This window comes from Burkholderia sp. BCC0398, assembly GCF_902833245.1.
GTDB classification, from domain to species: Bacteria; Pseudomonadota; Gammaproteobacteria; order Burkholderiales; family Burkholderiaceae; genus Burkholderia; species Burkholderia sola.
Genome location: NZ_CADFEM010000031.1, coordinates 1 through 14001 on the forward strand (window position 1 = coordinate 1; position 14001 = coordinate 14001).

Genomic DNA, 14001 nt, shown 5'->3' on the forward strand with positions numbered 1-14001 from the left:
CAGCACCAGTTCCGCCTTCGGTCGTCCCATCGCCATGCTGACGTCTCCCGTTCCGTTGACGTCAACATGCTACGTGAACATAGACCGGTTAACAACGGAACAGGACACTAGCCCGGAACGGCCCAACAAGCACGCGGCCGATGCCGCGTATCGGCTGCCTCGGCGCGAGCAAGCGCGCAACGACTGAAAGCGGCACGATCCGGCTCGCCCGGGCACCGCGTCGATCGGGTAACATCCTTCCACTTCGCACCAAAAGCGGGCATGCGCGCCGCCGCCCGACCGCGACCACCCATTTTTTCTTGCCGCCCCACTGCCGTGCGAAACCGTCGATTCGAGCGCGCCGGACGCGCCGCCCGCCTGACCTCCGTGCCGCAAGGCCCGACCAGCGAGGCGCGCCGATGACCGCGCTTGCCGCCGCCCGCGTGCGCCGCGCACTCGATACGCGCGCCGTCGGCCTGATGATGCTGCTGTGCGCGATCTGGGGCTTCCAGCAGGTCGCGATCAAGAGCACGAACGCCGCGATCGCGCCGATGTTCCAGGCCGGGCTGCGCTCGGTGATCGCCGCGGTGCTGCTGTGGGGCTGGGCCCGCACGCGCGGCACGCCGCTGTTTCAGGCGGACGGCACATTCGGTGCGGGCCTCGCGGCCGGCGCGCTGTTCGCCGGAGAATTCATCTGCGTGTTCTTCGGGCTGACGCTGACGAGCGCGTCGCACATGGCGATCTTCCTGTACACGGCGCCGTGCTTCACCGCGCTCGGCCTGCACCTGTTCGCACCCGGCGAGCGGCTGCAGCGCACGCAATGGGCCGGCGTCGGCCTCGCATTCGCCGGCATCGCGCTCGCGTTCGCGGACGGCTTCCTGAAGCCGCGCGCGCCCGGCGCATCGGTGCTGGCAGGGCTCGCCGGCGACGCGCTCGGGATCCTCGGCGGCGCGATGTGGGCCGCGACGACGGTCGTCGTGCGCTCGACGGCGCTTGCGCGGGCCAGCGCGAGCAAGACGCTGTTCTACCAGCTCGCGGTATCGGCGGTCGTGCTGGTCGCGCTCGCCGCGCTGTTCGGCCAGATGTCGTTCGCGCGGATCACACCGGTCGCGCTCGCGAGCCTCGCGTATCAGTCGGTGATCGTCGCGTTCGTCAGCTACCTGTCGTGGTTCTGGCTGCTGACGCGCTACAGCGCGTCGCGGCTGTCCGTGTTCACGTTCCTGTCGCCGCTGTTCGGCGTCGCGTTCGGCGTGCTGCTGCTCGGCGAATCGGTCGGCTGGCGCTTCATGTCCGCGGCCGCGCTCGTGCTGACCGGCATCGCGCTCGTCAACGCGCCGCCGCGCCGGCGGATGTGACGACCGGCGCAAATACACGCGGGCAACAAAAAAGCTGCCCGTCGGGCAGCTCTCTTCGATACAGCGGGTGGGCGGCTCGCGCCACGCACGTCATCCGGCCTTGCGCACCGCCGCCAGCGCCTGCGCGACACCGACGTATTCGGCCACGCTCACGTCCTCCGCACGGCGCGCGAGATCGAAGCCGAGCGCATCGAAATCGATCGTCTCGCGGTAGTCGCCCAGCGTGTTACGCAGCATCTTGCGGCGCTGCGAGAACGCGGCGGTGACGATTTCGCCGAGCAGCGCCGGATCGACGTCCGGCAGTTCGTGCGGCTCGTACGGAATCATCCGGACGATCGCCGAATCGACCTTCGGCGGCGGCTGGAACGATTCCGGCGGCACGTCGAGCATCTTTTCCATCACGTAGCGGTACTGCAGCATCACCGACAGCCGCGAAAACGCCTTCGTGCCCGGCTCCGCGACCATCCGCTCGACGACCTCGTTCTGCAGCATGAAATGCTGGTCGATCACCGCATCGGCGAACGTCATCAGGTGAAACAGCAGCGGGCTGGAGATGTTGTACGGCAGATTGCCGACGATCCGCAGCGACGGCTTGTCGCCGGGCATCGCGAGCGAGCGGAAGTCGAACGCGAGCGCGTCGCCCGCGTGCAGCTCCAGCAGCGCGCCGAAGCGTTGCTGCAGGCGCCCGATCAGATCGCGGTCGAGCTCGACCGCGTGCAGCGGCGACTCCGGCGTCGCGAGCCGCTCGATCAGCGGCCCGGTCAGCGCGCCGAGCCCGGGGCCGATCTCGACCATCCGCTGGCCGCGTGCAGGGCCGATCGTCGCGACGATCGAGTCGATCACGCCGTGATCGACGAGGAAGTTCTGCCCGAAGCGCTTGCGCGCGAAATGGCCTTGGTGCTGTCTGCTGTTCGACATCGACTGAGTAAAACGAAAAATACGACGAATGGGGTAAACCGGCAGCGTCAGGCTGCGCGGCGATGGTGCGCCATCGTGACGGCCGTATCGAGCGCGGCGATCATGCTGCCCGGATCCGCGCGGCCCGTGCCGGCCAGATCGAGCGCGGTGCCGTGATCGACCGACGTGCGGATGATCGGCAGCCCGAGCGTCACGTTGATGCCCTCGCCGAACGTCGCGTACTTCAGCACGGGCAGACCCTGGTCATGGAACATCGCGAGCACGCAATCGGCATCGGCCAGATGGCGCGGCTGGAACAGCGTGTCGGCCGGATACGGGCCGCGTGCGTCGATGTGTTGCGCGTTCGCGCGGGCCAGCGCCGGCGAGATCACGTCGATCTCCTCGCGGCCGAGATAACCGTTCTCGCCCGCGTGCGGGTTCAGGCCCGTCACGAGAATGCGCGGCGCGGCGAGACCGAAATCGCGCCGCAGGTCGCGATCGATGATCGCGAGCGTCTCGACGAGCCCGTCGATCGTCAGCGCGGCCGATACGTCCTTCAGCGGCAGGTGCGTGGTCGCGAGCGCGACGCGCAGCGGCCGGTGGCCGGTGCCGGCCAGCATCATCACGACGCGCGGCGTGTGCGTGCGTTCGGCCAGGTATTCGGTATGGCCGGTGAACCGCACGCCCGCGTCGTTGATCGTGCTCTTCTGCAGCGGCGCGGTAACGATCGCATCGTACCGGCCGGCCAGCGCACCGTCGATCGCCGCGTCGAGCAGCCCGAGCACGTAGCGGCCGTTCGCCGCGTCCAGCTTGCCCGCCTGCGCGGGCACCGCCAGTGCGTGATGCGCGACCGACACCTGCGCGCCGCCGGCCAGTGTGGCCGCGTCGACGCCGACCGCGGCCGCACGCGCGTCGAGCAGTGCGGCATCGCCGAGCACGGTGAAATGCGCATCGGGCCAGCGCTGCGCGGCGTCACGCAGCGCCTGCACGGTCAGCTCCGGGCCGACCCCCGCGGGTTCGCCGGTCGTGATCGCGATCTGCAGCGCGGGCGTGGTCATCCGAGGCTCGCTCAGTTCGCCGGGCCGACGCCGCCGATCTTGTACTGCACGTACGACGAATCGCGCAACTCGCGCAGCCAGTCGGCATACGCCTGCTCGGCCTTGCGCTGGCCGATCGCCTGACGGGCGATGTCCATCTGCTGCTGCACCGACCCTTCCGCCTCGCGGCGGTTCAGCACCTGGATCAGGTGATAGCCGTATTCGGTACGGATCGGCTGGCTGATCTGGCCGTCCTGCAGGTTGTTCATCGCGCGCTCGAATTCCGGCACGGTCTCGCCCGGGCTGATCCAGCCGAGATCGCCGCCCTGCGACGCGGAACCGTCCTGCGAGTAGGTGCGCGCGAATTTCGCGAAATCGCCGCCGGCCTCGACCTGCTTGCGGATGTCGGCCAGTTGCTGGCGCGCCTGGCCTTCCGACTTGCCTTCGCCGACGCGCAGCAGGATGTGGCGCACGTGCGTCTGGACGATCTTCGGCGCCGCGGCGCTCGCGCCCTGGCTTTGGCGGCGATCGACGAGGCGCACGATTTCGAAGCCGTCCGGCACGCGGATCAGCGTCGGGTTGACCTCGCCCGGGCGCAGCTTCGACGCGGCGTCGACGACGTCGGGCGGCAGCGCGCTCGGCGCCTTGAAGCCGAGATCGCCGCCCTTCTTCGCGTCGTTCGCTTCGGAGTTGTTCTTCGCGAGGCGCTCGAAATCGGCGCCCGACTTCGCCTGCTGCAGCAGCGCTTCGGCCTTCTTCTGCGCGGCTTCGATGTCAGCCTGCGGCGCGTTGGTGGGCGCCTTGATGAAGATGTGCTGGAAGCGCAGGTCCTGCTGCTGCGATGCGTTCGGCCCGCGCTGGCTCGCGATGTAGTTCGCGACCTCGGCGTCCGACACCGTGATCTTGCCGTCGACCTCGCGCTCGCGCAGCTTCGACAGCATCAGTTCGGTGCGCGCGTCGCTCGTGAAGATGCTCCAGGGCACGCCCTGCGCCTCGAGGCGCGCGCGGTACTGGTCGAGCGTCATCCCGTTCGCCTGCGCGAGACGCTGCAGCGTGGCCTGCACGGTCGCGTCGTCGATGCGGATCCCGTCGTCCTTGGCCTTCTGCACCTGGATACGTTCGAGCACCATCTGGTTCAGCACCTGCGCGCGCAGCTGGTCGGCCGGCGGCACCGGCGCGTTCTGCTGCTGCAGGCGGCGTGCGATCAGGCCGGCGCGCTGGTCGAGTTCGCGGCCCGTGATCACGTCGTTGTTGACCACGGCGACGACTTCGTCGGCGAGCTGCGCACCTTGCGAACCGAGTGCCTGCGCCGCGGCCGGCGCGGCGGCGAGCAGCGCGGCGGACGCGGCGAGGCTGGACACGACTGCCGCGAAACGAAGGGTTTTCTTCATTGCCACTGAAACTCCATTGAAATCGTGCTGACCGGTGCAGACATGCCGGCGTTACTCGTAGTTGCTGAAGCGGGACATCGGCGGCGGCGGCGGCGGCAACGGCGTGTAGCCCGGCACCCCGGCGCGGAATGCGGACACGAGGCCGTTGTCGATGGTCGACAAGCCCTTGAGCGTCAGCTGCATCATGAAGCGCGTCGACGAGTTCTGCTGTCCCGACGAATTGATGCCGTTCGCGGCCCGCTGCACCCCGACCCCGAGCGCCCAGCAATCCGCGTCGTATTGTAAGCCGACCAGACCGTCGACCACGCGATCTCCGGCGAAGTCGTAGTTGAACCGGCCGATCGCATACAGGCGGCGCGTGAGCGGCCACTGCGCGGACACTAGGAACTGGTTGATCGGCTGGTTGTCGAGCGTGGTATTCGTGCGCGTATAGCGATAGCCGACGTTGATCACGCGGCGCTCGCCCGGGCTGTAGCCGAAACCGATACTCGACTTCACGAGCTGGTTGTTGTTCTGGTTGTACTGGAACGCCGTTTCCGACATGAAGCCCGAGCCGAGCTTCAGCGCGGCGCCGACGATCAGGTCCGAGTGGCGGGCCAGCACGGCGCTCTGCCCCGGGTTCAGCGTGACGCGCTGATCGGCGAAGTAGTACTGCTGCGCGATCACGAACCGCGCGCGCTCGTCGCCGGTGCGCGGATCGATGAAGCGCGACGTCAGGCCGGCCGTGATCCGGTTCGCATCGGCGATCCGGTCGTTACCGACGAACGTGTTCGGCTGGTAGATCTCCGCGAGGCCGAAGTCCGATTCCGCGGTGTCGAACAGCGGCGCGTTCGACTGATCGCGATACGGCGTGTACACGTAGTACAGGCGCGGCTCGAGGGTCTGGATGAAGTCCTGGCCGAACAGGCGCACCGAACGGTCGAAGATCAGGCCCGAATCGAAGCTCACGGTCGGGATCGACTCGGTGAAGCGCTTCGGGCTGTTCGGCGTGGCGGACGACAGGTAGTTCAGGTCGTACGACGCCAGGTGGTACTGGACCTTCGGCACCGCGAAGTAGCCGGGACCGTACACGCCATACGAAATGTACGGGTTGAAGACGGCCCGGTCGCCCTGGGTCGCATCGGCGGTCGTGATGCGGAACCGCGAATAGTCGGCTTCCGCGCCGAAGTCGAACCCGCCGACGTTGTACTTCGTGTACTTCACGTTCAACTGCGGCTCGCGGCTGTACGGCGCGATCGACGGCGGCAGCGTCTGCCAGTGCTGGTAGCGCGCGAGCACCGACCACGGGCCGTTGTTGTACGTGAGGCCGGCTTCCTGCTGGTACAGCGTCTGCGTACCGTTGATGAACTGGTTCGCCGACCCGAGGTCTTCGGGATACGTGTTGTCCGAGACCTTGTTGAAGTAGACGTAGCCGCCGAAGCCGCCGCCGAAGTTCTGCTGGTGCTGCCAGTAGATCGCGTAGCGGTTGCGATGCGCGAGCCGGTCGTCCGGCAGGTAATTGGCCGTAAACGTACCCGAATACGACGGCGACAGATAGCGGAACGTCGCTTCGGTCATCACGCCGCGCCGCGAGATGATGCGCGGCGTGAGCGTCAGGTCGCGGTTCGGCGCGATGTTGAAGTAGTACGGCAGCGACAGCTCGAAGCCGTTGTTCGAGTTCACCGAGAACGTCGGCGGCAGCAGGCCGCTGCGCCGCTCGCCCGACAGCGGGAACGTCATCCACGGGCTCGCGAAGATCGGCACGCCCTGGAAGAACAGCACGCCGTTGCGCGCGGTGCCCTCGTCGGCGCCCGTATCGAAGTCGAAGCGGCTGCCCTTGATGTACCACGCGGGGTTCGTCGAGCACTGGCACGCGGTGTACGTACCGTTGACGAACACCGAGCGCTCGTTGTCGACCATGTCGACGCGCTCCGCGCTGCCCGACCCGCCCGTCACGTTGAAGTGATACTTCGGCGCGGTCATGAAGCCCTGGTTCGCCTCGATCTTCAGGTGCGCCTCGGGGCCGGCGAACGACGTGCCGCCATTGACCACCTTGACCTGGCCGTACGCATCGGCCATGTCGGTATCCTGATCGTAGTGGATCGCGTCGGCCTTCACGACGGCGTCGCCGCGCCGCAGCTCGGCCGAACCCTTCGCGGCGAGGTCCTGCTCGGCGGTGCCGCTCGTATGGTCGGCAATGACGAAGGCGGCCGGCTTCGCGCCGTCCTTCAGCGGATGATCCTCGAGCTGGGGCGCGAGACGCAGATCCCACGGCGAGTCGAGCGGCTGCGGCTGCGCAGCCGCGCCCGACAGCTGCGCGTACGACACGGCCGGCACGAGGCCGGGCACGGCCAGGAGCGCGAGCGCGAGCCGCCGTTTGCGCGGCGCCCCGTCACCGGGGAAAACATTCGGGAATAGCGGTTTGGGCGGCATCTATCGTTTGGCGAATCGCCCCTTGTCAACCGCGCCTGCACGGCACCTTCACGCGCGGCGGGCCGCGCCGTCGAGCCGCGACTGCGGCTCTTCGCAAACCGGGGAGGCGATCGGGCGGACGGCGCGACAGGCCGCGGGCCTGCACGGCGGAAGCTGACGCGGGGCGCGTCAAAAAAGTCGTGGGGTATTATATGGCAAGACGTTCCCCCCTCCGCCGAGTTTCATGACGCCCCCATCCGCCGCATCCCAGCCCGACGCCCGCCTCGACGCGCTCACCGCGTGGCTGCACCCGCTCGCCGAGCGCTACGCGCTCGATCTGTCGACCCTCGCGCCCGCGTCGTCGGACGCCAGTTTCCGCCGCTATTTCCGCGTCGCGTCGGCCACGCGCCCCGGCGGCACGCTGATCGCGGTCGACGCGCCGCCGCCCGAGAAGTGCCGCGAGTTCGTCCAGGTCGCGCGGCTGCTCGCCGGGGCCGGCGATCACGTGCCGGACGTGCTGGCCCACGATTTCGACGCGGGCTTCATGCTCGTGACCGATCTCGGCCGCACGTCGTACATCTCGGTGCTCGATCCGGCCGATCCGGGCGCGGCCCGTCCGCTGATGCGTGACGCCCTCGACGCGCTGATCCGCTTCCAGCTCGCGTCGACACCCGACGTGCTGCCGCCGTTCGACGAAGCGTTCCTGCGCCGCGAAATGGAGCTGCTGCCCGAATGGTTCGTCGGCCGCCACCTCGGCAAGCCGGTCACCGACGCGATGCGCGGCACGCTCGACCGCACGTTCGCGCTGCTGGTCGCCAGCGCGCACGCGCAGCCGCAAGGCTTCATGCTGCGCGACTTCATGCCGCGCAACCTGATGGTCTGCGAGCCGAACCCGGGCGTGCTCGACTTCCAGGACGCCGTCTACGGGCCGCTGACGTACGACGTCGTGTCGCTGCTGCGCGACGCGTTCATCAGTTGGGACGAGGAGTTCGAGCTCGACTGCTTCGCGTACTACTGGGAAAAGGCGAAGAAGGCCGGCCTGCCGGTCGACGCGGATTTCGGCGAGTTCTACCGCCAGCTCGAATGGATGGGGCTGCAGCGCCACATCAAGATCCTCGGCCTGTTCGCGCGCATCAACTACCGCGACGGCAAGCCGCACTACCTGAACGACCTGCCGCGCTTCCTCGCGTATGCACGCAAGGTCGCGCTGCGCTATCGCCCGCTCGTGCCGTTCGCGAAGCTGCTCGACGAGCTCGAGGGCAACGCGCCGGCCGACGTCGGCTACACGTTCTGACCGTCCCCACACCCAGTCGAACATGAGCACTACCCTCACCACGGCGATGATCTTCGCCGCCGGACGCGGCGAACGGATGCGTCCGCTGACCGACGCCCGCCCGAAGCCGCTGCTCGAAGCCGGCGGCAAGCCGCTGATCGTGTGGCAGATCGAGGCGCTCGCGCGGGCGGGCATCGACACGATCGTGATCAACCACGCGTGGCTCGGCGAGCAGATCGAGGCCGCGCTCGGCGACGGTTCGCGCTGGGGCGTGCGGCTCGCGTATTCGGCCGAGGGCGACGCACTCGAAACCGCCGGCGGCATCGCGCAGGCGCTGCCGCTGCTGGAACGCGACGGGCAGCCGACGGTGTTCGCGGCGGTCAGCGGCGACGTATACTGCGCGTTCGACTACCGGACGCTCGCGCCGCACACCGCCCGGATGGCCGCGCTCGACACGCCGGCGATGCACCTCGTGATGGTGCCGAACCCGCCGTTCCATCCGGCCGGCGACTTCGCGCTCGGCGACGACGGCCGTCTCGCGCTCGACGGCGCCGCGCGCTTCACGTTCGGCAACATCGGCCTGTACGACACGCGGATGTTCCGCGACCTCGCACCCGGCACGCGGCGCGCGCTGACGCCGTACTATCGCGCGACGATCGAAGCCGGCCGCGCGACCGGCGAACTGTACGAAGGGATCTGGGAGAACGTCGGTACGCCCGCGCAGCTCGGCGAACTCGACGCACGGCTGCGCGCCGCCGCGGGCTGATCGGACGACGGGCGGCGACGCCCCCGTCGCGCCGCCCTTGCGCTGCGCGCCACGGCACGCGGCACGCCGCCAGGCCGCCACGCCCCGTTACGCGGCCTCGGCCTCTTCCCCGCCCGCCGCCGCGCGCTGCTGCTGCAACGCCCACATCTGCGCATACAGCCCGTCCGCGCGCACGAGTTCGTCGTGCGTGCCGCGCTCGACGATCCGCCCGTGGTCCATCACGAGGATCTGCTGCGCGTGCACGACCGTCGACAGACGGTGCGCGATCACGAGCGTCGTGCGATGCCGCGCGATCTGATCGAGCTCGTGCTGGATCGCGCGTTCCGAGCGGGAATCGAGCGCCGACGTCGCTTCGTCGAACAGCAGCACCGGCGGGTCCTTCAACAGCGTGCGCGCGATCGCGACGCGCTGCTTCTCGCCGCCCGACAGCTTCAGCCCGCGCTCGCCGACCGGCGTGTCATAGCCCTTCGGCAACCCTTCGATGAAATCGTGGATGTGCGCGGCGCGCGCGGCCGCGACCACCTCGTCGCGCGTCGCCGTCGGCCGACCGTACGCGATGTTGTAGTAGATCGAGTCGTTGAACAGCACGGTGTCCTGCGGCACGATCCCGATCGACGCGCGCAGCGATTCCTGCGTGACGTCGCGAATGTCCTGCCCGTCGATCCGGATCGCGCCGCCCGCCTGCCGGTCGAGATCGTAGAAGCGGAACAGCAGCCGCGACAGCGTCGATTTCCCCGACCCGCTGTGGCCGACCACCGCGGTCGTCGTGCCGGCCTCGATCGTGAACGTCACGTCGTGCAGGATCTGCCGCGACGGCTCGTACGCGAAGTTCACGTGCTCGAAGCGCACCTGCGCGCCGGCCACCGCGAGCGGCGGCGCATCGGGCCGGTCGGCCACTTCCTTCGGCGCCGACAGCAGCCCGAACATCCGGTCCATGTCGGTCAGGCTCTGCTTCAGCTCGCGATAGACGACGCCGAGGAAATTCAGCGGAATGTAGAGCTGCAGCATGAACGTGTTGATCAGCACGAGATCGCCGAGCGTCAGCTTGCCCGCGAGCACGCCCTGCGTCGCGCGCCACAGGATGAACACGAGCCCCGTGCCGATGATCGCCTGCTGGCCGAAGTTCAGCACCGACAGCGAGTTCTGCGAGCGGATCGCGGCCTTCCGGTAGCGCTTCAGGTTCTCGTCGTAGCGCTGCGCTTCCCACGCCTCGTTGCCGAAGTACTTCACCGTCTCGTAGTTGATCAGCGAATCGATCGCCCGCGAGTTCGCGCGCGAATCGAGCTCGTTCATCGTGCGGCGAAAATGCGTGCGCCAGTTGGTGACCTTCACGGTGAACACGATGTACGTGACCAGCGCCGCGAACGTCACGTACGCGTAGTAGGCCTCGTACTTGACCACGAAGAAGCCGAGCACGAGCCCGACCTCGACGAGCGTCGGCAGGATGCTGTACAGCGAATACGAAATCAGTTGCTGGATGCCGCGCGTGCCGCGCTCGATGTCGCGCGACATGCCGCCCGTCTGGCGCTCGAGATGAAACCGCAGCGACAGCCCGTGCAGATGCCGGAACACCTGCAGCGCGAGCTGGCGCACCGCGCTCTCGGTGACCTTCGAGAACAGGATTTCGCGCAGTTCGGTGAACAGCGACGTCGACAGCCGCACGAGCGCATACGCGACGACCAGCAGCCCGACGCCGCCCGCGAGCACGATGCCGGCCGACTGCTCGGCACGGCCGAGCGCGGTGAGCTGCTGCACGGCGGACAGGTGATCGACGATGCGCTTCATCACGACCGGCACGCCGAGGTTCGCGACCTTCGCCCCGATCAGGCAGCCGAGCGCGAGCGCGACGCGCCATTTGTAGGTGGTCAGGTACGGCAGCAGCGACCGGATGGTCTGCCAGTCGTTGCGAGGCCCGGTCGAAGCCGGCGCGGGCTCGCCGGAAGCGGGAAATCGGCGCATGGGGAAAGGTCCTGCGGCAATGCGGGACGCGCGTATCGGCGGCCGGCTCGCGCGCTTTCTCGTACAATTTGCGAACGTTGTATTGTCGCAGAAGCCGCTTCGCGCCGCTGCCGGCGGCCTCGCCGGCCAGCCTGCGCGCGGCGGCTCGTTTATTACAGGATGAAAGCCCCCGCCATGACCGATTCGACCCTCGAACTCCCGCAGAAGCAGCCCGCGCTGCGCGTCGTCCCGCAACCGCACGATGCGAACGTTCACGGCGACGTGTTCGGCGGCTGGATCATGTCGCAGGTCGACATCGCCGGCTCGATTCCCGCGAGCCAGCGCGCGAACGGCCGCGTCGCGACGGTCGCGGTCAATTCGTTCGTGTTCAAGCAGCCGGTATTCGTCGGCGATCTGCTGAGCTTCTACGCCACCATCATGCGCACCGGCAACACGTCGATCACGGTCGACGTCGAGGTGTACGCGCAGCGCATGCGCCTGATGGGCGAAGTCGTGAAAGTCACCGAAGCGACGCTCACCTACGTCGCGACCGGCCCTGACCGCAAGCCGCGGCAACTGCCGCCGCTCTGACGGCGGGCAAGCGCCGCGGTGCGGCAGGCGGTCGTCAGTGCGTGGCCGTCAGCCCGAACTCCCGCATCGCGGGCACGAAATCGTGATTCAGCGTCGGCTTGCGCGACAGCTTGACCAGCACGTAGCGCTGGAACGGCGCGAGCCGCTGCCACTGCGCGAGCGCGGGGGCCGGCAGCCCGGCCAGCGCGCTCTGCTGTACCAGCGACTCCGGTACCGCGTCGACGGCGCGCCAGGCCGGCTGCTCGTCCGGCTGGAACCATGACGGCTCCAGATCGGCGTGCGTGCGCAGCATTTCGAACAGCGCGTGATCGAAGTTGGGCTCGATCGCGGTGTCGTCGTCGGCCGGAAAGCGCGCGAGCAGCTTGCGGTCCTCGAGCGGCAGCAGTTGCCACTGGTCGAGCGAAATCCGCAGGCCGAAGCGGTCGAGATTGAAACGCACGATCATCGGGATGTACGTGAAGTTTTCCGACGAATCGTGTTCGAAGTTGAAGAGCAACGGAGCGTCGCTGAGTCCCATGGTCGTTACCTGACGTGGCGGATGCCGGCGCGGCCGGCTTGCCTGGGGTATTTTAGAACCTCTGCGCGCGGCCGGCGGCACGATCGTCGCCGGCCGTGCTTCGAATCAACGGGAGTGCTCGTGAATCCGACCCAATCAGACGAACTGCGCGACGCGTTGCGCGACGAACCGCGCGGCGCGATCGAGCTGCCCGTGAGCCGCACGCGCGGCGGCGCGGTCGAACCCGCGCACGACTTCGTCGGCCAGGAATGGCCGGTCGCACTCGTCTTCAACGGCATCTCGCACGCGGTGATGATGTGCACGCCATGCGAGCTCGAAGCGTTCGCGGTCGGCTTCGCGATCTCGGAAGGGATCGTCGCGCGCGGCAGCGACATCAAGGACATCGAGGTGATCCTGCACGCCGACGCGCCGCTGCCGCATGCGGAAGTTCATCTGGAAGTCGTCCAGCAGGCGTTCGCCGCGCTGAAGGACCGGCGCCGCGCGCTCGCGGGGCGCACGGGCTGCGGCGTCTGCGGCATCGAGAGCATCGACCTGCTCGACCTCGCGCCCGAACGCGTGCCCGATACCGGTTTTCTCGCGCGCCTCGCGCCCGACGCGCTGGCGCGCGCCGCGCATGCGTTACCGTCGCATCAGGCGCTGACGAAACTGACCGGCGGCCTGCATGCGGCCGCGTGGTGCGATGCAACAGGCGCGATCCGCACGGCATTCGAGGACGTCGGCCGCCACAACGCGCTCGACAAGCTGATCGGCTCGCTCGTGCTGGCGCGCGCCGATACCACCGACGGCTTCGTGTTCCTGTCGAGCCGCGCGAGCTACGAGCTCGTGCGCAAGGCCGCGCGGGTCGGCATCCCGCTGGTCGCGACCATCTCCGCGCCGTCGTCGCTCGCGATCGAAATCGCGAAGGCGGCCGGCTTGCGGCTCGTCAGCTTCTGCCGCGAAACGGGCCACGTCGACTACGGCACGGCCTGATCGCTCTCCCAACCGCGCACCGGCGAGCCACCGCCGGCGCGACCCGTTCCGTCAGTCGAACTGACGGAAATCCGGCTTGCGCTTCTCGAAGAACGCCGTCATCGCCTCGCGGGCCTCCGGCGCGCGCAGCATCTCGGCGAAATGGCGCGCTTCCTCGGCCATCCGCGCGGGCGTCGCCACGCCGCCCGTCTCCTTGAGCAGCGCCTTCGTCACACGCAGCGATGCCGCCGGCAGCGCCGCCAGCTTCGCCGCCTGCTTCGCCGCGAACGCGTCGAGCTCGGCCGCCGGCAGCACGCGGTTGACGATACCGATCCGGTGCGCTTCCAGCGCGTCGAACGCCTCGCCCAGCAGCAGCTTCTCGGCGGCGACCTGATGGCCGGCCAGGCGCGGCAGCAGTGCGCTGGACGCGGCTTCCGGGCACAGCCCGAGCTGCACGAACGGCAGCGAGAACGTCGCGGTGTCGGCCGCATAAACCAGATCGCAGTGCAGCAGCATCGTCACGCCGACCCCGACCGCGATGCCGGGCACCGCCGCCACGACCGGCTTGCTCGCGCTGCTGATCCGCGCCAGAAACTGGAACACCGATGCGGTGTCGTCCTTCGGCGGCGACTTCAGGAAATCCTCGAGATCGTTGCCCGCGCTGAAATTACCGTCGCTGCCGCGCAGCAGGATCACGCGCGTCGCCTTGTCTTCCTGCGCGTCGGCGAGCGCATCGGCCATCGTCTGGTACATCGCCGCCGTCAGCGCGTTCTTCTTCGCCGGGCGCGCGATCGTGATCGTCATCACGCCGTCGGCGCGTTCCACTTGAATGTCGGCCACAACCGTCTCCTTTGACTGTCTCTACCGGAATGAAAAAAACGGTGCGCGAGCTCGTGGCCCGCGCACCGTCGTCGCTTG

13 protein-coding genes are annotated in these 14001 nt (G+C 68.5%); 6 read left to right on the top strand and 7 right to left on the bottom strand.

Features of this window, described 5'->3' with window-relative positions; genetic code table 11:
• Together HWX76_RS36565 and HWX76_RS35580 are read left to right on the top strand one after the other, a co-directional pair.
• The coding region (locus HWX76_RS36565; protein ID WP_208458940.1) for a hypothetical protein at positions 1-187 on the top strand (187 nt) is incomplete at its 5' end.
• A 211-nt stretch (positions 188-398) separates the two neighbouring features.
• A complete protein-coding gene (locus tag HWX76_RS35580) occupies positions 399-1334 on the top strand; it encodes a DMT family transporter (protein WP_050014662.1) in 936 nt (311 codons plus the stop codon).
• Positions 1335-1424: 90 nt separating this feature from the next.
• Here the strand turns inward: HWX76_RS35580 and rsmA are convergent, their stop codons facing one another.
• Genes rsmA through HWX76_RS35600 form a run of 4 tightly spaced genes read right to left on the bottom strand, consistent with a single transcriptional unit; the run spans position 1425 to position 7071 of the window.
• Positions 1425-2252, bottom strand: coding sequence for a 16S rRNA (adenine(1518)-N(6)/adenine(1519)-N(6))-dimethyltransferase RsmA (rsmA, locus tag HWX76_RS35585; RefSeq protein ID WP_089488802.1), 828 nt, complete (start codon positions 2250-2252; stop codon positions 1425-1427).
• Positions 2253-2299: 47 nt separating this feature from the next.
• Positions 2300-3289 (bottom strand): 4-hydroxythreonine-4-phosphate dehydrogenase PdxA, encoded by a 990-nt coding sequence (gene pdxA, locus HWX76_RS35590; RefSeq protein ID WP_176017074.1) that lies wholly within the window; start codon positions 3287-3289, stop codon positions 2300-2302.
• 11 nt (positions 3290-3300) lie between these two features.
• Positions 3301-4659: a peptidylprolyl isomerase gene (locus HWX76_RS35595; RefSeq protein WP_050014667.1), complete on the bottom strand. Its 1359-nt coding sequence runs from the start codon at positions 4657-4659 to the stop codon at positions 3301-3303.
• 51 nt (positions 4660-4710) lie between these two features.
• Positions 4711-7071 (bottom strand): LPS-assembly protein LptD, encoded by a 2361-nt coding sequence (locus HWX76_RS35600; RefSeq protein ID WP_176017075.1) that lies wholly within the window; start codon positions 7069-7071, stop codon positions 4711-4713.
• Between the two features lie 223 nt (positions 7072-7294).
• Between HWX76_RS35600 and HWX76_RS35605 the strand changes: the two genes are divergently transcribed.
• Together HWX76_RS35605 and murU are read left to right on the top strand one after the other, a co-directional pair.
• A complete protein-coding gene (locus HWX76_RS35605; protein ID WP_050014669.1) occupies positions 7295-8344 on the top strand; it encodes a phosphotransferase in 1050 nt (349 codons plus the stop codon).
• A 22-nt stretch (positions 8345-8366) separates the two neighbouring features.
• Entirely contained in the window at positions 8367-9089 is a 723-nt protein-coding gene (murU, locus tag HWX76_RS35610) for an N-acetylmuramate alpha-1-phosphate uridylyltransferase MurU (protein WP_176017076.1), read from the top strand.
• Positions 9090-9176: 87 nt separating this feature from the next.
• On the opposite strand, the gene HWX76_RS35615 is transcribed toward murU, so the two are convergent.
• A complete protein-coding gene (locus HWX76_RS35615; protein WP_124556498.1) occupies positions 9177-11048 on the bottom strand; it encodes an ABC transporter ATP-binding protein/permease in 1872 nt (623 codons plus the stop codon).
• Between the two features lie 174 nt (positions 11049-11222).
• Between HWX76_RS35615 and HWX76_RS35620 the strand changes: the two genes are divergently transcribed.
• Positions 11223-11618, top strand: coding sequence for an acyl-CoA thioesterase (locus tag HWX76_RS35620; RefSeq protein WP_006485741.1), 396 nt, complete (start codon positions 11223-11225; stop codon positions 11616-11618).
• A gap of 34 nt (positions 11619-11652) precedes the next feature.
• On the opposite strand, the gene HWX76_RS35625 is transcribed toward HWX76_RS35620, so the two are convergent.
• Complete coding sequence (locus HWX76_RS35625; protein WP_050014677.1) at positions 11653-12135, bottom strand: nitrate reductase associated protein; 483 nt, start codon at positions 12133-12135, stop codon at positions 11653-11655.
• Between the two features lie 114 nt (positions 12136-12249).
• Between HWX76_RS35625 and fdhD the strand changes: the two genes are divergently transcribed.
• A complete protein-coding gene (fdhD, locus tag HWX76_RS35630; RefSeq protein ID WP_089488805.1) occupies positions 12250-13104 on the top strand; it encodes a formate dehydrogenase accessory sulfurtransferase FdhD in 855 nt (284 codons plus the stop codon).
• Positions 13105-13155: 51 nt separating this feature from the next.
• Here the strand turns inward: fdhD and HWX76_RS35635 are convergent, their stop codons facing one another.
• Complete coding sequence (locus HWX76_RS35635; RefSeq protein ID WP_050014678.1) at positions 13156-13923, bottom strand: enoyl-CoA hydratase; 768 nt, start codon at positions 13921-13923, stop codon at positions 13156-13158.
• Positions 13924-14001 lie beyond the last annotated feature (78 nt).

Coding starts and splice junctions, on each gene's coding strand:
- HWX76_RS35625 (WP_050014677.1), bottom strand. CDS start 12,135: ATGGGACTCAGCGACGCTCCGTTGCTCTTCAACTTCGAACACGATTCG.
- murU (WP_176017076.1), top strand. CDS start 8,367: ATGAGCACTACCCTCACCACGGCGATGATCTTCGCCGCCGGACGCGGC.
- HWX76_RS35620 (WP_006485741.1), top strand. CDS start 11,223: ATGACCGATTCGACCCTCGAACTCCCGCAGAAGCAGCCCGCGCTGCGC.
- HWX76_RS35580 (WP_050014662.1), top strand. CDS start 399: ATGACCGCGCTTGCCGCCGCCCGCGTGCGCCGCGCACTCGATACGCGC.
- HWX76_RS35595 (WP_050014667.1), bottom strand. CDS start 4,659: ATGAAGAAAACCCTTCGTTTCGCGGCAGTCGTGTCCAGCCTCGCCGCG.
- HWX76_RS35615 (WP_124556498.1), bottom strand. CDS start 11,048: ATGCGCCGATTTCCCGCTTCCGGCGAGCCCGCGCCGGCTTCGACCGGG.
- HWX76_RS35605 (WP_050014669.1), top strand. CDS start 7,295: ATGACGCCCCCATCCGCCGCATCCCAGCCCGACGCCCGCCTCGACGCG.
- rsmA (WP_089488802.1), bottom strand. CDS start 2,252: ATGTCGAACAGCAGACAGCACCAAGGCCATTTCGCGCGCAAGCGCTTC.
- HWX76_RS35600 (WP_176017075.1), bottom strand. CDS start 7,071: ATGCCGCCCAAACCGCTATTCCCGAATGTTTTCCCCGGTGACGGGGCG.
- pdxA (WP_176017074.1), bottom strand. CDS start 3,289: ATGACCACGCCCGCGCTGCAGATCGCGATCACGACCGGCGAACCCGCG.